Genomic DNA, 20,863 nt, shown 5'->3' on the forward strand with positions numbered 1-20,863 from the left:
CGGTGGGTGGACAGCCCGGGCCGGGGCCGGGGAGGCGGGCAACCGCGCATTTTACCTCGCCGGCGCCTGCCTGGTGTGGCCCGCGGTGTGGCAGGCAAGCGGCGTCAGAACAGGCAGGATGCCTCTTGCAGCACGCGCTGCTTCGAGACCGTGCCCATCAGTTCGCGGCCGGCCGGGTCGCGCACCAGCGGGATGCGGTTGATGCCGTGCGCGGCGAACACGGCCAGGGCGTCGCGCAGGCGCGAGTCCGGCGTCAGCGCCGGGAAGTCGCGCTCGGCCAGCGCCAGCACGTCGTCGGGCGCGCCTTCGCGCTGCGCGCGCTGCAGCGCATGGATCGACAGCGCGCCCAGCAGGCGGCCGTCGGCCCGCACCAGGTAGAGGTAGCGCGTGCCGGTCTCGGCGAACTTGTCGGCGGCGGCGGCCAGCGTGGCGTCGGGGTCGAGCACGGTATCGGTCGGATCGCACAGGCCGGCCAGCGTCAGCGTGCGGGCATGCTCGGCGGCCGCCGACGCCTGCGCGCGCTCGGCGATCACGCTGTACAGCGACAGCGTCTGGCAGCGCGACGCGGTGTAGTACGCCGCCACCGCGCCGATCATCGACGGCAGCAGCAGCGCCGGCGCCAGCGTCATCTCGAACACCATCAGCACTGACATCAGCGGCGCCTGGCTGGTGGCCGCCAGGAACGCGCTCATGCCCACCAGCGGCAGCAGCGGCGCCGCGCCTGCCGCCGTGCCTTGCAGCGCTAGCGCCAACAGCTGGCCCAGCGCCGCGCCGACGAACAGCGACGGCGTGAACACGCCGCCGACCGCGCCCGAGCCCATGCTGATCACCGTCGCCACCAGCTTGGCCAGCAGCACGGCGGCCACCGGCACGCTCAGCGGCTGCTCCTGCAGCAGGGTCTGGATGGTGGAAAAGCCGTTGCCGACCACCTCCGGCACCGCCATCGCCAGCACGCCGACCAGCGCGCCGCCCAGCGCCAGCCGCGCCACCGGCCCGCCCGGCAGCGCCGCGAAGCGGCCGCGCGCGAAGCCGGCGGCGCGCAGGAACAGCGCGCCCGCGATGCCGGCGGCCACCCCCAGCGCCGCCGCGGCCAGCAGGATCTGCGGGCGCAGGTCCGGGGCGATATCGAGGCCGGGATAGAGCGGCTGCAGCCCGCCGTGCCACTGGCTGACCATCGCGCCGGCGACCGAGGCCAGGAACAGCGGCATCAGGCGCTGCACCGCGAGCGCGCCGAACACCACTTCGGCGACAAAGACCGCGGCGGAAAACGGGGTGTGGTAGACGGTGGCGAGGCCTGCCGCGGCGCCGCAGGCGGTCAGCATGCGGCGCATGTTGGAGCCGCCGCCGCGCTCGATCCGGGTCGAGGGGAACAGCGATCCGCACAGCGCCGCCAGCTGGATCATCGCGCCCTCCTTGCCGACCGAGCTGCCGCTGACGATCGAGCAGAACGAAGACAGCGCGCGCAGCAGGGTGATCCGCACCGGCAGCCGGCCGCTGCCGTTGGCGACCGCTTCCATGTAGTCGGTGGCGCCGGAATGGGAGCTGGCCAGGCGGTTGGCCAGCACCAGCAGGCCGCCCGCGAGCGCGCCGCCGACGGCCGGCACCACCACGCGCCACGCCAGCGCCAGCGTCGCGAACACCGCGACCACGTCGGCATGGCTGGAAAACAGGACCACGCCGGCGCCGTCCAGCGCTTCCTTGAACAGCGTGGTGGCGATGGCGGCGACGATCCCGACCGGGATGGCCGCGAGCAGGGTGACTTCCTGGTCTTCGAGGAAACGCAAGCGCATGGCGGCTTTCCTGGCAGGCGGGGCGAGCTGCCGGCGGTGGCGGCCGGACGGCCCGAGGCCGTCATGATAGCGCAGCGCCACCCGCGCCGACCCCATGTGCGCCGGCGCGCATCCGTGCCGGATGGTGCCGGTTCGGGTGCAGAACCCGCCCGCGCCGGACTGGTACACTACCGCTCTTTCCTCGCGGGCGGGCCGGTGGCCTGCCAGGCCGGCTTCCCGGCGTGCGCGTTCCGATTCCGATCGATTACAAGGAGCCATCCGGCGTTTGGCGCATTGCGCGCGCAGCGATGGCCCAAGCAGCAATTCATGTCTTTTTCTGAACTCGGCTTGTCCGAAAAGATTGTGCGTGCCGTAGCCGAACAGGGCTACACCACCCCGACTCCCATCCAGGCCCAGGCAATTCCCGCCATCCTCAAGGGCGGCGACCTGCTCGCCGGCGCCCAGACCGGCACCGGCAAGACCGCCGGCTTTACCCTGCCGATGCTGCAGCTGCTGTCCGAGACCGCCGCCCGCCAGGCCGGCGGTGCCCAGCGCAGCGGCCGCGTCGCGGTGCGCGCGCTGGTGCTGACGCCCACGCGCGAGCTGGCGGCGCAGGTCGAGGAGAGCGTGCGCAACTACGGCAAGTACCTGCGCCTGCGTTCGATGGTGATGTTCGGCGGGGTCGGCATCAACCCCCAGATCGAGCAGCTCAAGCGCGGCGTGGAGATCGTCGTGGCCACGCCCGGCCGCCTGCTGGACCATGTATCACAGCGCACCATCGACCTGTCGCAGGTGGAACTGCTGGTGCTCGATGAAGCCGACCGCATGCTCGACATGGGCTTCATCCACGATATCCGCAAGATCCTCAACGTGCTGCCGGCCAAGCGCCAGAACCTGCTGTTCTCGGCGACGTTCTCGGACGATATCCGCGCGCTGGCCGACCGGCTGCTGAACAATCCCGCCTCGATCGAAGTCGCGCGGCGCAACACCACCGCCGAAACCGTGGACCAGCGCGTCTACCCCGTCGATCGCGAACGCAAGCGCGAACTGCTGGCCCACCTGGTGCGCCAGCACGACTGGCACCAGGTGCTGGTATTCACGCGCACCAAGCATGGCGCCAACCGCCTGGCCGAGCAGCTGACCAAGGACGGCCTGTCGGCGCTGGCGATCCACGGCAACAAGAGCCAGTCGGCGCGCACGCGCGCGCTGTCCGAATTCAAGGCCGGCACGCTGCGACTGCTGGTGGCGACCGATATCGCCGCGCGCGGCATCGACATCGACCAGCTGCCGCACGTGGTCAACTTCGACCTGCCCAACGTGCCCGAGGACTACGTCCACCGCATCGGCCGCACCGGCCGCGCCGGCGCCGAGGGCGAGGCGATCTCGCTGGTGTGCGTGGACGAGTTGGGGCTGCTGCGCGATATCGAACGCCTGATCAAGCGCAAGCTCGAACAGACCGTGCTGCCGGGCTTCGAGGTCGACCCCAGCATTGCGCCCGAGCCGATCCAGAAGGGCCGCCAGCAGCGTGGCGGCGGCCAGGGCCAGGGCCGCGGACGGGCCGAGGCGCGTCCGGCCGGCGACGGCGCGGGCGCGCCGCGCCAGCGTCCCGCCCGCCAGGGGCAGGGTGCGCCGCGCCAGGGCCAGGGCCAAAGCCAAAGCCAGGGCCAGCGCGGCAACGGCGCCGCCAACGGCAATCGTGCCGCCCAGCCCGCCGGCGCGCGCAACCCGGCACCGCGCCGCGACGGCCAGGACCCGGCGCGCCCGCAACGCGCCGCGGCCCAGCCCGCGCGCCCGCCGCACGACGCCGAGCCGGCACCAGCGCGCAACCGCCGCGCGGCGCCGCAGGCGGCGCTGCTGGGCGGCAGCCGCAAGCCGGCACGCTAAAGCGGAGCCGGCCGGCACCATGCACGCCTCCGACGCCCGCGCCGATTCCGGTGTGCCCTACGCCGGCCTGACGCCGGAGCTGATGCTGGACGCGCTCGAGGGCGCCGGCCTGCGCCCCGACGGGCGCCTGCTCGCGCTCAACAGCTACGAGAACCGGGTCTGGCAGGTGGGCATCGAGGACGCCGCGCCGGTCATCGCCAAGTTCTATCGCCCGGGCCGCTGGACCGATGCGGCCATCCTGGAAGAACACGCGTTCGTGCAGCAACTGGCCGACGCCGAGATTCCCGCGGTGCCGGCCATGGCGCTGGCCCCGGGCGAGGCCGGTACGCTGCTGCATCACGCGGGCTTTCGCTTTGCCGTCTTCCCCCGCTGCGGCGGGCGCGAGCCGGCGCTGGACCGCGCCGATACGCTGACCTGGCTCGGCCGCTTCATCGGCCGCATCCATGCACTGGGCGCGGCCCGACCCTACCAGGCGCGCCCCGCGCTGGATCCCGACACCTTCGGCATTGCCCCGCGCGACTGGCTGCTAGCCAGCGGCTGCATTCCGGCCGATCTGCTGCCGGCCTGGCAGTCGGTGGCGCAGCTGGCCCTGGACGGCGTGCAGCGCTGCTATGAGCGCGCCGGCGAGGTGCGGCTGCTGCGCGTGCATGGCGACTGCCATCGCGGCAATGTGCTGTGGATCGACGAGGGCGACGCCCGCGGCGGCGCCCATGGCGAGTCGGGCCCGCATTTTGTCGACTTCGACGACAGCCGCATGGCCCCGGCGATCCAGGACCTCTGGATGCTGCTCGAGGGCGACCGGGCCGCCATGCAAAGCCAGCTTGCCGACATCGTCGCCGGCTACGAGGATTTTGCGGAATTCCACGCGCGCGAGCTGTGGCTGGTGGAAGCGCTGCGCACGCTGCGGCTGCTGCACTACAGCGCGTGGCTGGCCAGCCGCTGGGCCGATCCGGCCTTTCCGGCCGCCTTCCCCTGGTTCGGTACGGCGCGCTACTGGCAGGACCGGATTCTGGAATTGCGCGAACAGGTCGCGCTGATGGACGAAGCGCCCCTGTGGGGCGCCTGAAGCGTGCCGCAAGGCGGCGCCGTGGCGGCACCGCCGGTCTGGCGGCGGCTTAGCCTTTCTTTTCCGGGGTCTTGACCAGGACCACCGGGCAATTTGCCTGGGCCAGCACCCGGCCCGCCACCGAACCGATCACGGCATCGAAGAACGAGCCGCGCCCATGCGTGCCCATCACGATCGCCGCGGCGTCGACCGAGTTCGCGTAGGCGACGATACGCTCGGGCGCGAAGCCGTGCTGCGGGTGCCGTTCGAACGGCACGTTGGCCGCGGCGAGGATGTCGCAGACCGCCGCCATCGCCTTGTCGCTGGCTTCCCGGTGCCAGTCGTCGATGGTTTCCTTGCTGACGAAGGCACGCACCTGGCCGCTGACTTCGGGCGCGACATGGACGACATGCACGGTGAAGCCGTTCTGCAGCAGCTTGCCTTCGGCGATAAAGCGCGCCGCGGCGTCGCTGAAGGCCGAGCCGTCGGTGGCGAGGACGATATTGGTCATGGGGGATCTCCTGGATGGGGGCTGTCGGAAGCGCCGCGGCCATGTGGCTGCGACGCCATCTGGAACCATCATGCCTCCTAGTGTCGTGCCAGGATGCGATGCAGATCAAGTCGGATCGGATTTGTCCGATTTAACGGTGCGATAACCGGTTGCACGGTCCGCTGACGAATTCCGTCAATCCGGCTGAAGAATTTGGCCATTGCCCCGTCAACACGGCGGCGCGTAGCATGCTCCCGAGCCCCCGCGGCAAGCACGGCCCGCCCGTGCGGCCAGGGGCAGAAGATCCCAACCGACAATGCAAGCCGCCTCCCGCCCACGGCGCGCGCAGGCGGCGAACCGGAGACAGCCATCATGAGTGAGCGCGGCAACCTGCAGCCCCTGCGCGGTATCAAGGTCGTGGAATTCGAAGGCATCGGCCCCGGCCCGCTGTGCGGTGCGATGCTGGTCGGCCTGGGCGCCGAAGTCACGCTGGTGGCACGCCCGGTGGCGCCCGACGCGCGGCGCATCCTGCGCGGCCAGTCCGTGCCGGCCGAGATGGAACTGGAGCACGGCAAGCGCGTGGTGCAACTGAACCTGAAGGCGCCCGCGGACGTGGCCGCCGCGCTCGACCTGGTGGCGGGCGCCGACGCGCTGATCGAGGGCCTGCGTCCCGGCGCGATGGAGCGACTGGGGCTGGGTCCCAAGGCCTGCCATGCCCGCAATCCCCGCCTGGTCTACGGCCGCATGACGGGCTGGGGCCAGACCGGCCCGCTGTCGCAGAGCGCGGGCCACGACCTCAACTACATCGCGCTGACCGGCCTGCTGTCGATGGCCGCGCGCGAAGGCAGCCTGCCGATGGTGCCGCCGACCGTGATGGGCGATGCCACCGGCGCGCTCGGGCTGGCGTTCGGCATCACCAGCGCCATCCTCAGCGCGCGCGCCAGCGGCGAGGGCTGCGTGGTCGATGCCGCCATCACCGACATCGTCGCCATGCTCGGCTCGCTGGTGCAGGTGTCGCGCGCGGCCGGCACGCTGGGCGGCCCGCAACCGAGCCCGTTCCATGACTCGCCGTTCTATGACGTGTTTCCGTGCGCGGATGGGCGCGCCATCACCCTCGGCGCGCTCGAGCCGCAGTTCTACCGCGAACTGCTCGAGCGCCTGGAGCTGACCGACATCGACCCGGCCGCGCAGTACGACCGCGCCCAGTGGCCAGCGGTGAAGGCGCGCATTGCGGCGGCCATTGCCGCCAGGCCGAGCACGCATTGGGAGTCCGTGCTGGGCGGCACCGACGTATGCTTCGCACGCGTGCTGACACTGGACGAGGCGGCGCGCCATCCGCACAACCAGGCGCGCGGCACGTACCGCCTCTATCAGCAGGGCGAGCGCGAGGTGCCGCGCTCCGCGCCCGCGCCGCGCTTCCTGCCTGCCGGGACGGAATGACCGGCGCCGCAGCCACTTGACGCCAGCAGCGTCATCGAAGGAAAAGCCTGACTCTCGTGCAGAATCTGCTGCATCCGCGCAGTGAGAATTCGGCGCATCAAGGCACCTCGGGGCCCTTAACCTTGGCATAGCCAGTCCCCTGGCCAATTCCCCGCCAGTTGTTAAGGAGCCCTGAATTGCCCCCAACGCTGATCGTCGACGAACCCTCGAGGTTCCGCACCTTGTTATGCGCCGAACTCGCCGCCGAGTTTGACGCCGACGAGGTCCTGGAAACGGATGGTGTCAGGGAGGGATACCGCCTCGCCCGCGAGCACCGACCCGGCCTGGTGCTGGTCGATGTCGAACGCTTCGGCAATCCCGGCATCGACTTCGTCCGGCGGGTGGTCGCCACGCTGCCCGGCGTGCCGCTGCTGGTCCTGTCCGGCAGCGACACCGCCCAGGCGCCGGTGCGGGCACTGCGCGCCGGCGCGCACGGCTTCGTGGTCAAACAGCGCGGCGTTGAAGAAGTGATGCAGGCCGTGCGCGGCGTGCTGAGCGGCTATCTGGTGTTTCCACTGCAGACGCTGGAGACCGTGCGCCAGCTCGGCGAGCAGCAGCAGGCCGGCCTGCCGCGGTTGAGCAACCGCGAGATCACCGTCCTCCAATACCTGGCGCGCGGGCATTCCAACAAGTCGATCGCGGCGCAACTGCTGATCAGCAGCAAGACCGTCAGCACGCACAAGGCCAACATCATGGCCAAGCTGCATGTGGGCTCGCTGGTCGAGATGGTGGACTACGCGCGCCGGCACCAGCTGGTGTGGTGAACGTCACCCGGCGGGTTTGCCGCCATGCCGCGCCGGTCCGCCATCGCGGTTAGACTGTGGGCATCTGTGACGAATCCGAGCTATCCGCCCGATGCCCCAGCCCCTGAATACTGCCGTACGCCGCCTCGGCGCCGTCGCCGTTGCCTGCGCCACGTGGCTGGCCGTGCCGGCCTTCGCCAACGAGCCGATGTGGTTCGTGCAGGGCCGGCCTGTGCCGGAGGCGCGCCAGGCGGTGGACGCGCTGGCCGCGGTGGCGGCCGATGGCCTCGATCCGAGCGACTACGATGCCGAGGCCCTGCGCCAGGCGGTGAGCCAGGCCGCCCACGGCCCGGCGCTGCCGCCCGATGCCGCGGCCCGGCTGGACGCGGCGCTGAGCGCCGCCATGGAGCGGATGCTGTCCGACCTGCACGGCGGCCGCATCAACCCGCGCGCGGTCCATGCCAATTTTGCGCCGCCGGCCGAACGGCCTTTCGATGCCGCCACCTGGCTGCGCGATGCCGTGGCCCAGCATCGCCTGGCCGATGCCATCCGCCAGGCGGCGCCCACGTTCCCGCTGTATGGCACGCTGCGCCAGGCCCTGGCCCGTTACCGCGACATCGCCCGGCAGCCGGTGTGGCAACAGCCGCTGCCGCCGCTGCCGGCCAGCAAGCTGGTGCCGGGCCAGCCGTGGGGCGGCGCGGCCGCACTGAGCGCGCGCCTGGTGGCGCTGGGCGACCTGCCGCCCGGCACCCAGGCGCCGGCACGCTACGAGGGCGCGCTGGTCGATGGCGTCAAGGCGTTCCAGTCGCGCCACGGCCTGCAGGGCGATGGCGTGATCGGCGCGGCCACGCTGGCGCAGCTGAACCTGCCCATCGCCGAGCGCGTGCGGCAGATCGAACTGACCATGGAGCGCCTGCGCTGGACCCCGCTGGACGGCCCGCGCATGATCGTGGTCAATGTGCCGGAATTCATGCTGCGAGCCTATGAAATCCGCGACGGCAAGCTCGACATCAAGCTGGAGATGAAGGTGATCGTCGGCAAGGCGCTCGATACGCGCACGCCGCTGTTCGAGGAGGACATGCGCTATATCGAATTCAGCCCGTACTGGAATATCCCGCCGTCGATCGCGCGCCGCGAGACGGTGCCGCGGCTGCGCCGCGATCCGGCCTATTTCAACCGGCAGGGGCTGGAGTTCGTCGGCGGTGACGGCAAGGCCGTGACTACGCTGTCCGAGGAGAACCTGGAGGCGGTGCTGAACGGCGGCCTGCGCATCCGCCAGCGGCCCGGCCCCCTCAACGCGCTGGGCGACATCAAGTTCGTGTTCCCGAACAACGAGAACATCTATCTGCACCACACGCCGTCGCCGCAGCTGTTCAAGCGCGACCGGCGCGACTTCAGCCACGGCTGCATCCGCGTGGAAGCCCCAGTGGCGCTGGCCCAGTTCGTGTTGCACGATATGCCGGAATGGAACGAGACGCGGATCCGCGAAGCGATGGCACGTGGCAAGTCGAACACACTGCGCCTGCAGCAGCCGTTGCCGGTGGTGCTGGCTTACGGCACGGTCATCGCGCGCGCCGATGGTCGTGTATCCTTCCTGCCTGACATCTACGGTCACGACAAATTGCTGGACAAGGCGCTGCGTCAACGCAACGGGCGTCCCCAGCCGCGCGCTGTTGCAAGCGCCTCGGGCGCCATTCGCTGAGCGCCGCTCCATGCATATTCAGAGGAAGTACCATGACTGACGCGACGCGCAAGGCACGCCGCCGCTTTCTTCATACCACCGGAACCCTGGCGCTTGCCGCCGGCCTCATGCCGCTGGCACCACGCCGCGCGCTGGCCAGCCTGCCAGCCAACCAGGCGCTGGCCGGCCTGCCGGATGCCCGCACGCTGGCGTTCGACCACACCCACACCGGCGAGCGCGTGTCGCTGGTCTATGCCGTGGGCGACCGTTTCGTGCCCGAGGCGCTGACCACGCTCAACGGCTTCCTGCGCGACCATTACTCCGGCACGGTCGGTGCCATCGATCCGCAGCTGTTCGACCTGCTGTTCCAGGTCCGTCGCGAGCTGGGCACCGACAAGCCGTTCCAGGTCATTTCCGGCTACCGCAGCCCGGCCACCAATTCGCGCCTGCGCAATTCGCGCGGGGGCGGGGTGGCCAGGCACAGCCTGCATATGGACGGCAAGGCCATCGACATCCGGCTCGCCGGCGTGTCGCTGGCCGACGTGCGCGATGCCGCCAAGTCATTGCAGGGCGGTGGCGTCGGCTACTACGAGACCGACCAGTTCGTGCATATCGACACCGGGCGCGTGCGCTACTGGTAAGCGTTGCCCCCGGGGCCGTCCGTCATGGATGGCCCTGGCTCCCTGAAGGGAGCATCCGTCGCCGAGAACCAAAGCAAAAAGCCGCGAACCCTTTCGGGATCGCGGCTTTTTAAATAGATGGTGGCGAATCAGGGACTCGAACCCCGGACCTGCGGATTATGATTCCGTCGCTCTAACCGACTGAGCTAATTCGCCAACGAAGACTGAGATTATACCTGGGCTTTCTCGGCTGTCAACACCTTGCTGTGAAGATTTTGCATGACGCTTCCGTGCATAAAAAACGGCAGGCCAGCGGGCCTGCCGTTTTGCTCAGTGCCGCACGACCGCTCAGTCGTTGGCGTAGATGTTCACGTCCTTGGTCTCGCGGATAAACAGTGCGCCGACCACGAAGGTGAGGGCGGCGATGATGATCGGGTACCACAGGCCGTAGTAGATGTTGCCGTTCTGGGCCACCAGCGCAAACGAGATGGTGGGCAGCAGCCCGCCGAACCAGCCGTTGCCGATATGGTAGGGCAGCGACATCGAGGTGTAGCGGATGCGGGTCGGGAACAGTTCCACCAGCATGGCGGCGATCGGACCGTACACCATGGTGACGTAGATCACCAGGATCACCAGGATCACCAGCACCATGATCGTGTTCATCTGCGCCGGGTCAGCCTTGGTCGGATAACCGGCCGCGGCCATCGAGCTGCCCACTTCCTTCTTGAGCGCCGCGATCTGCTGCTTGCTGGCGTCGTCGAAGCTGTGGCCGTTCACCAGCTTGGCATCGAAGGCCTTGATCTCCTTGTCGCCGATCTTGACGCTGGCCACGGTGCCGGCCGGCGCCTCGACCACTTCATAGCTGGCCGAGGCCTGCGCCAGGGTACGCTTGACGATGTCGCACGAACTGCGGAAGTCGATCTCGCGGGCGATCGGGCTGCCCTGGAACGAGCACTGCTTCGGGTCCGCGGTCACCACGATCTGGGCGCTTTGCTGGGCGCGCTCCAGCGCCGGGTTGGCGTAGTGGGTCAGGGCCTTGAACAGCGGGAAGTAGGTCAGCACGGCCAGCGCGCAGCCCGCCATGATGATCCACTTGCGGCCGATCTTGTCCGACAGCGCGCCGAAGAAGATGAAGAACGGCGTGCCGATCACCAGGGCGCCGGCGATCAGCAGGTTGGCCGTCTTGGCATCGACCTTGAGCACCTGGGTCAGGAAAAACAGCGCGTAGAACTGGCCGGTGTACCAGACCACGGCCTGGCCGGCGGTCAGGCCCAGCAGTGCCAGGATCACGATCTTCAGGTTGCGCCACTGGCCGAACGATTCGGTCAGCGGTGCCTTGGAGGTCTTGCCCTCGGCCTTCATGCGCTGGAACGCCGGCGATTCGTTCATCGACAGCCGGATGTAGACCGACACGCCCAGCAGCAGGATCGACACCAGGAACGGGATGCGCCAGCCCCAGGTCTCGAAGTTGGGACCGGTCGCCTCGCGGCACAGCAGGATCACGATCAGCGACAGGAACAGGCCCAGCGTGGCGGTGGTCTGGATCCACGAGGTGTACGCGCCGCGCTTGCCGTGCGGAGCGTGTTCGGCCACGTAGGTCGCGGCACCGCCGTACTCGCCGCCGAGCGCCAGGCCCTGCAGCATGCGCAGCGCGATCAGGATGATCGGGGCGGCCCAGCCGATGGTGGCGTAGCCCGGCAGCAGGCCGACGATGAAGGTCGACACGCCCATGATCAGGATCGTCACCAGGAAGGTGTACTTGCGCCCGATCATGTCGCCGAGGCGGCCGAACACCAGCGCGCCGAACGGCCGCACGATAAAGCCGGCGGCAAAGGCTAGCAGCGCGAAGATGAAGGCCGAGGTCGGATCCAGGCCGGCAAAGAACTGCTTGGCGATGATCGCCGCCAGCGAGCCATACAGGTAAAAGTCGTACCATTCGAACACCGTGCCCAGCGACGAGGCAAAGATCACCTTGCGCTCTTCGGCAGTCATCGGTGCGTTCTGCGCGCCCCCTCCGGGCACCGCAACGTTTTGCACGTTTGCCATTTGTCTCCTCCGTCTGGAATGGATCTCGGGCGGGCGTGGCGCGCGGAAAGCGCCGCGCGGCTGGCCGCTATGCCCAGAGTTGCAGAGGATTGTGGGTGGCGAAACTTACTGCGTTCTGACAGATTCCGGCGCGTCCGCGGCAAATACGTCGGGGTATACGCTAGCCGCGGGCAGGGCTGTGGATGCTGCGCTGCGGGCCCTTGGCGCGTGCGCGCGGCGCAGTTGTTGGCGTCGCGGGCGTGCGGCTATGCAGCATCCGCGCCGGGCCCGCGCGAGGCGCCTTGCGAGGGCATTGCCGCCGGCGGCGCCTCGGCGCGGTCCGCCTCGGCATCGTCATGGTTCATGCGCCAGGCGTAGAGCGCGGCCATCAGCACATAGACCACCAGCGCGCCTTGCGCGCCGACCCAGAACGAGAACGGCCAGCCAAAGAAGTCGAAGCGCAGGTCGCGTGCAAACCACGCCACCACGAAGGTGACCGTGAACCAGACCCCGAGCAGGCCGCAGATCCAGCGCAGATTGCGATGCCAGGCGAGGCGATGGCGTGCTTCCGAGCTGCCGGGGGCGGGGGTGGGTTTCATGCGGGCGGAAAGTCTTTGGGACGGCGCAGCGTCACGCGGAAGTGCGCGCCGGCCAGTCGTGGCGATTGCTGGTAGACATGGTCCGAGATCTGGACGTCGCCGCCGTGCTGCTGCACGATCTCGCGCACGATCGCCAGGCCCAGGCCGCTGCCTTCGGTGTTGGTGCCGAGCACGCGGTAGAAGCGCTCCATCACGCGCTCGCGCTCGGACGGCGCAATGCCCGGGCCGGTGTCTTCCACGTCGAGGTAGGCAAACGGCTCGAAGGCGTCGGCGCTGACCCGCACCGTGGCGCGGCCGCCGCGCGGGGTGTAGCGGATGGCGTTGTCGAGCAGGTTGTTCAGCATCTCGGTCAGCATCAGGCGATTGCCCTGGACCATCACCGGATGGTCGTCGGCATCGAGGCCGAGGTCGATGTCGCGCGCCCACGCCTGCGGCAGCCAGTCCTTGACCACTTCGCGCGCCAGCGCCGCCAGGTCCAGCGCGGCCATGCCGCCGGTGCCGGCCAGGTTTTCCATGCGTGCCAGTGACAGCAACTGCGTCACCAGGTGCGCGGTGCGTTCCGAGCTGCCCGCGATCTGCGCCAGCGAGCGCCGCAGTTCCTCGGGCGACTGTTCGCGCTGCGCCAGCTCGGCCTGCATGCGCAGGCCCGCCAGTGGCGTCTTCATCTGGTGCGCGGCATCGGCGATAAAGCGCTTCTGGGTCTGCACCGACTGGTCCAGGCGCGCCAGCAGGTCGTTGAACGAGCCCACCAGCGGCGTGATTTCCTGCGGCGCGGCGCGCTCGTCAATGGGGCTGGTATCGCCCGGGTTGCGCGCGCGGATGCGCTGCTGGATCGCGGTCAGCGGCGCCAGCCCGCGCGACAGCCCGAACCACACCAGCACCACGGCCAGCGGCAGGATCACGAACTGCGGCAGGATCACGCCCTTGATGATCTCGTTGGCCAGCCGCGCGCGCTTGTCCAGGGTTTCGGCCACCTGCACCAGCACCGGCTGGGTGCCGCTGACCTGCTTCAGCTCGATATACGTATAGGCGACGCGCACGTCGTTGCCGGCCACGCGGTCATCGCGCAGCGACACCAGCCCCGCGTGGCCCTGGTCGTCCTCGGCAGGCAAGGGCAGGTCCTGGTCGCCGGCGATGTACTCGCCGCGCTTGCCGACCACCTGGTAGTAGATGTTGTCGGTCTCGTCGGCGCGCAGGATCTCGCGCGCCGACAGCGGCAGCTGCAGCGTGACGCGGCCGTTGACCTCGCGCACCTGCTGCGACAGCACGATGGCGCTGGCCTCCAGCGCGCGGTCGAAGGGGCCGTTGGCGATCGACTTGGCCACCAGGTAGGTCACCGCGATGCTCATCGGCCAGAGCAGCAGCAGCGGTGCCAGCATCCAGTCCAGGATCTCGCCGAACAACGAGCGCGGCGCGGGGTGGGCGGTGCTTTCCTCCAGGTGCGGCAGCGCGTCGGCCAGGTCCTGGTCGGCGGCGTCCGGGGTGGCAGGGGAAGGGGGCGCGGCGCGCGGCACGCGTCGCCAGGGCAGTCGCAGCAGGCTCATGTCGGCGAGGTTGCGCTCAGGTCGGTCGCGTGGCCTGCGGTGACGGGATCAATGCGGCGCGGCCACCGCCGGCTGGAATTTTTCCAGGCAGTAGCCCAGGCCGCGCACGGTGGCGATGCGGATGCCGCCGACCTCGATCTTCTTGCGCAGGCGGTGCACATAGACCTCGATGGCGTTGTTGCTGACCTCCTCGCCCCATTCGCACAGGTGGTCCACCAGCTGTTCCTTCGACACCAGGCGGCCGCTGCGCGTGAGCAGGATCTCCAGCAGGCCGATTTCGCGCGCCGACAGGTCCAGCATCTGGTCATTGAGATACGCGATGCGCCCGACCTGGTCGTACGCCAGCGGCCCGTGCCGCATCAGCGTGGCGCCGCCGCCGGCGCCGCGCCGCACCAGCGCGCGCACGCGCGCTTCCAGCTCGGACAGCGCGAAGGGCTTGGCCATGTAGTCGTCGGCGCCGAGGTCCAGGCCCTTGACGCGCTCGTCGACGCTGTCGGCGGCGGTCAGGATCAGCACCGGCAGCATCGCGCCGCGCGCGCGCAGGCGCTTGAGCACCTCCAGCCCGGACATGCGCGGCAGGCCCAGGTCGAGTATCAGCAGGTCGAAGGTCTGGGTCGACAGCGCCGAATCGGCTTCCAGGCCATTGGCGACATGGTCGACGGCGTAACCCGAGTGGCGTAGCGAACGGGTCAGGCCGTCGGCCAGCACGTCGTCATCTTCGGCGATCAGAATGCGCATGGTTGTCTCCACCCTGGCCGGCATAGCCGGCACCGGTGCGCAACGGGCACGGGGGCGCGAAGGGGCTTGCCAAGCATACTGTTTTTTTATACAGTACCCGCACGTTCCGCTAGGGCCGCCCGGGGAGACCCCCTGGAGTGCGGCCGCGCAGACAGCCGGGCCGGCGCCGCTGCCGGCAAATGCCGGTGCCGCGCCACATGCGGCCTATTTATACACCATTGACTCAAGGACGACCATGGACGACAAGAAGGCAGGTGCCGGCGTGAGCGCCGAGAAGCAAAAGGCGCTTGCCGCCGCGCTCTCCCAGATCGAGAAGCAGTTCGGCAAGGGCTCGATCATGCGCCTGGGCGATGGCGAGGTCGAAAAGGACATCCAGGTGGTTTCCACCGGTTCCCTCGGCCTGGACATCGCGCTTGGCGTCGGTGGCCTGCCGCGCGGCCGCGTGGTCGAGATCTACGGGCCGGAATCGTCGGGCAAGACCACCCTGACGCTGCAGGTGGTGGCCGAAATGCAGAAGCTGGGCGGCACCTGCGCCTTTATCGATGCGGAGCACGCGCTGGACGTCAACTACGCCTCCAAGCTCGGCGTCAATGTCGGCGACCTGCTGATCTCGCAGCCCGACACCGGCGAGCAGGCCCTGGAAATCACCGACGCGCTGGTGCGCTCGGGCTCGATCGACCTGATCATCATCGACTCGGTCGCGGCGCTGGTGCCGAAGGCCGAAATCGAAGGCGAAATGGGCGATTCGCTGCCCGGCCTGCAGGCCCGCCTGATGAGCCAGGCGCTGCGCAAGCTGACCGGCACCATCAAGCGCACCAACTGCCTGGTGATCTTCATCAACCAGATCCGCATGAAGATCGGCGTGATGTTCGGCTCGCCCGAAACCACCACCGGCGGCAATGCGCTGAAGTTCTACGCCTCGGTGCGCCTGGACATCCGCCGCATCGGCTCGATCAAGAAGGGCGACGACGTGATCGGCAACGAGACCAAGGTCAAGGTGGTCAAGAACAAGGTATCGCCGCCGTTCCGCGAGGCCTTCTTCGACATCCTCTACGGCCAGGGCATCTCGCGCCAGGGCGAGATCATCGACCTGGGCGTGGATGCCAAGATCGTCGAGAAGTCGGGCGCCTGGTACAGCTACAACGGCGATAAGATCGGCCAGGGCAAGGACAACGCCCGCGAATACCTGCGCGAGAACCCCGACATTGCCGCCGAGATCGAAAACAAGGTGCGCGCGGCGCTCGGCGTGGTGGCCATGAACCCCACGGCCGCAGCCGCGGCGGCAACGATCGAAGACTGACCGCCCCGGCGGCCGCTGCGCCATCCCGGAAGGCCGGGGCATCGCCGATGCCCCGGCCTTTTTGCTTGGCCCCCGGCGCCCGTCCTCCCAACCGCTGATCCCGGTCATCCATGGCAACCCGTCCCCCGCTGTCGCTGAAGGCCCGTGCCGTCGGCTACCTGTCGCGCCGCGAGCACAGCCGCGCCGAGCTGGCGCGCAAGCTGGCGCCGCATGCCGAGTCGCCCGAGCAGCTGGAACAGCTGCTGGACGCGCTGGAACGCGAGAACTGGCTGTCGAACCAGCGCTTCGCCGACAGCCTGGTGCATCGCCGCGGCGCCCGCTACGGCACCGCGCGCGTGATGCAGGAGGCCAAGACCCACAAGCTCGACAGCGAGCAGCTGGGCGAACTGCAGGAGCGCCTGCGCGCCACCGAAGCCGAACGCGCGCGCGAGGTCTGGCGCAAGCGCTTCGGCACGCCGCCCGACACGCCCGAGGCGCGGGCGAAGCAGATCCGCTTCATGGTGGCACGCGGCTTTTCGCGCGCGGTGGTCGGCAAGATCATCCAGGGCGCGGACGAGGACTACGGCGACGCGGACTGAGCCGGCATTGCGCCGCCGGGCCTGGCGGGATTAACTGCGCTGCCGTCATGTGTATTTCGCTGCGTTGCGTCATCGGGCAACGCCGCCGCACGGTCTGATCTGCACGCGGGAAGCCGGTGTCAGCTGGTGCGTTGCGGCAATGCGGGCCCGGCATGCCGCAGCGTCACGGTCGGCCGACAATCGGGGCGCGACAGTTGCCGCACAAGGATGTTCCCGGCCAACGCGGCCTGGCATGTTAAACTCCCCGGGTTATTTCGGTGCCGTGGCACCACGGTGCCCCAGCCCCCCGGATTCTCCGTCGCCTCCGTATCTTCCGTATTCCCAGCCTGGCCATGCCTCTGTCCCAGCCCGTCAACCGCTCCCTGCGTCACCGTCGCGCCATCGCGGCCGAGGCGTACCAGAGGGAAGACGGCCTGTGGGACATCGAGGTGCGCCTGACCGACACCAAGCCCCGCGACATCGAACTGGCCGGCGACCGCATCCGGCCGCAGGGCCAGCCGCTGCACGACCTGTGGCTGCGCATCACGATCGACGAGGGCATGACGGTGCTGGATGCCGAGGCCTGCTCGGACTGGGTGCCTTACCCGTCCCACTGCGACACGATCGGCGAGGCTTACCGCAAGCTGATCGGGCTGAACCTGCGCAAGGGCTTTCGCAAGGCGGTGCGCGAGCGCCTGGGCGGCATGCACGGCTGCTCGCACCTGACCGAAGCCGCCGGGGTGCTGCCGAGCACCGCGATCCAGGCCTTTGCCGGCGAGGTCATCAGTATCCGCGACAACGGCGAGGACGATCCGAATCCGGAGCCGCCCTATCAGTTGAACGGCTGCCACGCCCTGCGTTTCGACGGCGAGGTGGTGCGTCAGTTTTACCCGCGCTGGTATGGTCACCAGCCGACGCCCAAGGTACGGGCCGAGGCCGCGCCTGCCGTCGCAACCGCGCCTCAGGCGCAGCAGCCCGCGGCCAATGGCGACCGCGGTGGTCACGCAATCGACGGCAACGACGCTGTCCCGGCCGACCGGCCGACCGGCACCTCCGGCTGATTCTCAGGATCGGCCAGCCTGACGAGAGAGTTCGTCTTCTTTCAGATTCTTCCCTTCTACCTTTTACGCCTACCCGAAAGGAAACACGCATGAATATCCATGAGTATCAAGGCAAGGAAATCCTGCGCAAATACAATGTGCCGGTTCCGCGCGGCATCCCCGCGTTCTCGGTTGACGAGGCCCTGAAGGCCGCAGAACAGCTCGGCGGCCCGGTGTGGGTTGTCAAGGCGCAGATCCACGCGGGTGGCCGCGGCAAGGGCGGCGGCGTCAAGGTTGCCAAGAGCATGGACGAGGTCAAGCAATACGCCTCGAACATCCTGGGCATGCAGCTGGTCACGCACCAGACCGGTCCGGAAGGCAAGAAGGTCAACCGCCTGCTGATCGAAGAAGGCGCCGACATCAAGAAGGAACTGTACGTTTCGCTGGTGGTGGACCGCGTCTCGCAGAAGATCGCCCTGATGGCGTCGAGCGAAGGCGGCATGGACATCGAAGAAGTCGCTGCCCACACCCCGGAAAAGATCCACACCCTGATCATCGAGCCGTCGACCGGCCTGACCGACGCCGACGCCGACGACATCGCCCGCAAGATCGGCGTGCCCGACGCGAGCGTGGCGCAAGCCCGCCAGGCGCTGCAAGGCCTGTACAAGGCGTTCTACGACACCGACGCTTCGCTGGCCGAAATCAACCCGCTGATCCTGACCGGCGACGGCAAGGTGATCGCGCTTGACGCCAAGTTCAACTTCGACTCGAACGCGCTGTTCCGTCACCCGGAAATCGTCGCCTACCGCGACCTGGATGAAGAAGACGCCAACGAAATCGAAGCCTCGAAGTTCGACCTGGCCTACATCTCGCTGGACGGCAACATCGGCTGCCTGGTGAACGGCGCCGGCCTGGCCATGGCCACCATGGACACCATCAAGCTGTTCGGCGGCGAGCCGGCCAACTTCCTCGACGTGGGCGGCGGTGCCACCACCGAGAAGGTGACCGAAGCCTTCAAGCTGATGCTGAGCAACAAGAACGTGCAGGCCATCCTGGTCAACATCTTCGGCGGCATCATGCGTTGCGACGTGATCGCCGAAGGCGTGATCTCGGCCTCGAAGGCCGTGTCGCTGAACGTGCCGCTGGTCGTGCGCATGAAGGGCACCAACGAAGAGCTGGGCCGCAAGATGCTGGCTGACTCGGGCCTGCCGATCATCTCGGCCGACACGATGGAAGAAGCCGCCCAGAAGGTCGTGGCTGCCGCCGCCGGCAAGTAAGCCGAGGCGCCGTTACCCAATACAAGCGAACTTCGGCAGCGCGCGTGGCCTTTGCCCGCGCTGCCCGAGTCAAGCAAAGGACGAAAGCATGTCGATTCTGATCAACAAAGACACCAAAGTCATTACCCAGGGCATCACCGGCAAGACCGGCCAGTTCCACACCCGTGGCTGCCGCGACTACGCCAACGGCAAGAACGCCTTCGTCGCGGGCGTGAACCCGAAGAAGGCCGGCGAAGACTTCGAAGGCATTCCCATCTACGCCAGCGTCAAGGACGCCAAGGCGCAGACCGGCGCGACCGTGTCGGTGATCTACGTGCCGCCCGCGGGCGCCGCCGCCGCGATCTGGGAAGCCGTTGACGCCGACCTCGACCTGGTGGTCTGCATCACCGAAGGCATCCCCGTGCGCGACATGATGGAAGTCAAGGACCGCATGCGCCGCGAAAATAAGAAGACCCTGCTGCTGGGGCCGAACTGCCCGGGCCTGATCACGCCGGACGAAATTAAGATCGGCATCATGCCGGGCCACATCCACCGCAAGGGCCGCATCGGCGTGGTGTCGCGCTCGGGCACGCTGACCTATGAAGCCGTGGGCCAGCTGACCGCGCTGGGCCTGGGCCAGTCGTCGGCCGTCGGCATCGGTGGCGACCCCATCAATGGCCTTAAGCACATCGACGTGATGAAGATGTTCAACGACGATCCGGAAACGGACGCCGTGGTCATGATCGGCGAGATCGGCGGTCCGGACGAGGCCAACGCCGCCCACTGGATCAAGGACAACATGAAGAAGCCGGTGGTTGGCTTCATCGCTGGCGTGACCGCGCCTCCGGGCAAGCGCATGGGCCACGCCGGCGCGCTGATCTCGGGCGGTGCCGACACCGCCCAGGCCAAGCTGGAAATCATGGAAGCCTGCGGTATCAAGGTGACCAAGAACCCGTCGGAAATGGGCCGCCTGCTGAAGGCGATGCTGTAAGTCCTGCCTGCCGTTCCCGCTGTGGCGGGAATGACAAAATGTGATGCCTCCGCCTGCAGCGGGGGCATTTTCTTTTAGGCGGAGTGAAGTTGACGCCATGAATTCCCTGAAGATTACGAGATTGAAATCTAATCGAAAGGTTCGTGCGTTAAACAGTCATGTCTGCGCTTTCAGACATCCGAAAACCCGTCAGATGACGGGGCGCGCCATCGCATAGAACCGCCACTAATAGAACTCGAGGAGCCTCCCCGTGGAACTGCTGTCTTCCACCACTTTCTGGATTGCGTTGGGATCGATCATCCTGACCAATATCGTCCTGTCCGGCGACAACGCGGTGGTGATCGCGCTCGCCTCGCGCAATCTGCCGCCGGCCCAGCAGAAGAAAGCCATCTTCTGGGGCAGCGCCGCCGCCATCATCATGCGCGTGGTGCTGACCGTGGCCGCGGTCAAGCTGCTGAGCCTGCCGTACCTGAAGATCATCGGTGCCGTGCTGCTGGTCTACATCGGCGTGCAGCTGCTGACCGGCGAGGACGACGAAGACGGCCATGACGCCAAGGACAATATCTGGGCCGCGATCCGCACCATCCTGATCGCCGACCTGGTGATGTCGCTGGACAACGTGGTCGCCGTGGCCGCCGCCGCGCAAAAGGGCCCCGAAGGCAGCCAGCTGCTGCTGCTGATCGTCGGCCTCGGCCTGTCGATCCCGCTGATCGTGTTCGGCAGCACGCTGCTGCTCAAGGTGATGGAGCGCTTCCCGGTCATCATCGTGCTGGGCGCCGCGCTGCTCGGCTACCTCGCCGGCGAGATGCTGGTCAGCGACCCGGTCGACGCCGCCTGGTTCGAAGTCCACGTCCCGCACGCCCACCTGGTCTTCGGCGCCGCCGGCGCGATCCTGGTGGTGATCATCGGCAAGCTGCTGAGCCGCCGCTCGGCACAGACGGCCTGACGCCACTAAGCGCATGCAGGAAGGGGCGGCCAGCTGGCCGCCCTTTTTCATTGGGGCTGCGCCGCGCGTGTCGGTGCCCGTGCGAACTAACTCATGTGAGTGATCGCACTTTTTGTCGTGCTTGCCTGTGGTAGCGGTCCCGGGTGACAATTTTTG

18 protein-coding genes and 1 tRNA gene are annotated in these 20,863 nt (G+C 68.3%); 12 read left to right on the plus strand and 7 right to left on the minus strand.

The window, feature by feature from the left end:
• Positions 1–104: 104 nt before the first annotated feature.
• Positions 105–1,790, minus strand: coding sequence for a ClcB-like voltage-gated chloride channel protein (locus CBM2586_RS02475; RefSeq protein WP_115686735.1), 1,686 nt, complete (start codon positions 1,788–1,790; stop codon positions 105–107).
• A 306-nt stretch (positions 1,791–2,096) separates the two neighbouring features.
• Between CBM2586_RS02475 and CBM2586_RS02480 the strand changes: the two genes are divergently transcribed.
• Together CBM2586_RS02480 and CBM2586_RS02485 are read left to right on the plus strand one after the other, a co-directional pair.
• A complete protein-coding gene (locus CBM2586_RS02480) occupies positions 2,097–3,653 on the plus strand; it encodes a DEAD/DEAH box helicase (protein WP_115663827.1) in 1,557 nt (518 codons plus the stop codon).
• A gap of 19 nt (positions 3,654–3,672) precedes the next feature.
• Complete coding sequence (locus tag CBM2586_RS02485) at positions 3,673–4,719, plus strand: serine/threonine protein kinase (protein ID WP_115686736.1); 1,047 nt, start codon at positions 3,673–3,675, stop codon at positions 4,717–4,719.
• Between the two features lie 49 nt (positions 4,720–4,768).
• Here the strand turns inward: CBM2586_RS02485 and CBM2586_RS02490 are convergent, their stop codons facing one another.
• Positions 4,769–5,209, minus strand: coding sequence for a universal stress protein (locus CBM2586_RS02490; RefSeq protein WP_115662981.1), 441 nt, complete (start codon positions 5,207–5,209; stop codon positions 4,769–4,771).
• A gap of 351 nt (positions 5,210–5,560) precedes the next feature.
• On the opposite strand from CBM2586_RS02490, the gene CBM2586_RS02495 reads away from it, so the two are divergent.
• The 4 genes from CBM2586_RS02495 (at position 5,561) to CBM2586_RS02510 (ending at position 9,732) form a co-directional block, all read left to right on the plus strand.
• Positions 5,561–6,628, plus strand: coding sequence for a CaiB/BaiF CoA transferase family protein (locus CBM2586_RS02495; RefSeq protein ID WP_115686737.1), 1,068 nt, complete (start codon positions 5,561–5,563; stop codon positions 6,626–6,628).
• A 176-nt stretch (positions 6,629–6,804) separates the two neighbouring features.
• Positions 6,805–7,431: a response regulator transcription factor gene (locus CBM2586_RS02500; protein WP_115662979.1), complete on the plus strand. Its 627-nt coding sequence runs from the start codon at positions 6,805–6,807 to the stop codon at positions 7,429–7,431.
• Between the two features lie 91 nt (positions 7,432–7,522).
• Complete coding sequence (locus CBM2586_RS02505; protein WP_115662978.1) at positions 7,523–9,112, plus strand: L,D-transpeptidase family protein; 1,590 nt, start codon at positions 7,523–7,525, stop codon at positions 9,110–9,112.
• Positions 9,113–9,144: 32 nt separating this feature from the next.
• Entirely contained in the window at positions 9,145–9,732 is a 588-nt protein-coding gene (locus CBM2586_RS02510) for a YcbK family protein (protein WP_115662977.1), read from the plus strand.
• 118 nt (positions 9,733–9,850) lie between these two features.
• Here CBM2586_RS02510 and CBM2586_RS02515 read toward each other — a convergent pair.
• The 5 genes from CBM2586_RS02515 to CBM2586_RS02535 form a co-directional block, all read right to left on the minus strand.
• Positions 9,851–9,927: transfer RNA gene (locus CBM2586_RS02515), tRNA-Met, on the minus strand.
• Positions 9,928–10,059: 132 nt separating this feature from the next.
• On the minus strand, positions 10,060–11,757 hold the full coding sequence (locus tag CBM2586_RS02520) for an MFS transporter (protein WP_115662976.1): 1,698 nt from the start codon (positions 11,755–11,757) through the stop codon (positions 10,060–10,062).
• A 245-nt stretch (positions 11,758–12,002) separates the two neighbouring features.
• Positions 12,003–12,335 (minus strand): DUF4212 domain-containing protein, encoded by a 333-nt coding sequence (locus tag CBM2586_RS02525; protein ID WP_115686738.1) that lies wholly within the window; start codon positions 12,333–12,335, stop codon positions 12,003–12,005.
• On the minus strand, positions 12,332–13,879 hold the full coding sequence (locus CBM2586_RS02530) for a sensor histidine kinase (RefSeq protein ID WP_115686739.1): 1,548 nt from the start codon (positions 13,877–13,879) through the stop codon (positions 12,332–12,334). The genes CBM2586_RS02525 and CBM2586_RS02530 overlap by 4 nt, the downstream gene beginning before the upstream one ends.
• Positions 13,880–13,927: 48 nt before the next feature.
• Positions 13,928–14,617, minus strand: coding sequence for a response regulator (locus CBM2586_RS02535; protein ID WP_012351826.1), 690 nt, complete (start codon positions 14,615–14,617; stop codon positions 13,928–13,930).
• 235 nt (positions 14,618–14,852) lie between these two features.
• Between CBM2586_RS02535 and recA the strand changes: the two genes are divergently transcribed.
• The 6 genes from recA to CBM2586_RS02565 all read left to right on the plus strand — a co-directional run bounded on the left by recA (position 14,853) and on the right by CBM2586_RS02565 (position 20,707).
• The gene (gene recA / locus CBM2586_RS02540) at positions 14,853–15,917 is read left to right on the plus strand and encodes a recombinase RecA (RefSeq protein ID WP_115686740.1); all 1,065 of its coding nucleotides are present in this window, start codon (positions 14,853–14,855) and stop codon (positions 15,915–15,917) included.
• A gap of 110 nt (positions 15,918–16,027) precedes the next feature.
• On the plus strand, positions 16,028–16,495 hold the full coding sequence (recX, locus tag CBM2586_RS02545; RefSeq protein ID WP_112773721.1) for a recombination regulator RecX: 468 nt from the start codon (positions 16,028–16,030) through the stop codon (positions 16,493–16,495).
• A gap of 332 nt (positions 16,496–16,827) precedes the next feature.
• A complete protein-coding gene (locus tag CBM2586_RS02550) occupies positions 16,828–17,535 on the plus strand; it encodes a DUF2889 domain-containing protein (protein WP_115662972.1) in 708 nt (235 codons plus the stop codon).
• Between the two features lie 89 nt (positions 17,536–17,624).
• Entirely contained in the window at positions 17,625–18,791 is a 1,167-nt protein-coding gene (gene sucC / locus CBM2586_RS02555) for an ADP-forming succinate--CoA ligase subunit beta (RefSeq protein ID WP_115686741.1), read from the plus strand.
• Between the two features lie 88 nt (positions 18,792–18,879).
• Entirely contained in the window at positions 18,880–19,761 is an 882-nt protein-coding gene (gene sucD, locus CBM2586_RS02560) for a succinate--CoA ligase subunit alpha (protein WP_115662970.1), read from the plus strand.
• A gap of 250 nt (positions 19,762–20,011) precedes the next feature.
• Entirely contained in the window at positions 20,012–20,707 is a 696-nt protein-coding gene (locus CBM2586_RS02565; RefSeq protein WP_111518471.1) for a TerC family protein, read from the plus strand.
• Positions 20,708–20,863 lie beyond the last annotated feature (156 nt).

Origin of the sequence: Cupriavidus taiwanensis (genome assembly GCF_900250115.1) — a bacterium.
GTDB classification, from domain to species: Bacteria; Pseudomonadota; Gammaproteobacteria; order Burkholderiales; family Burkholderiaceae; genus Cupriavidus; species Cupriavidus taiwanensis_B.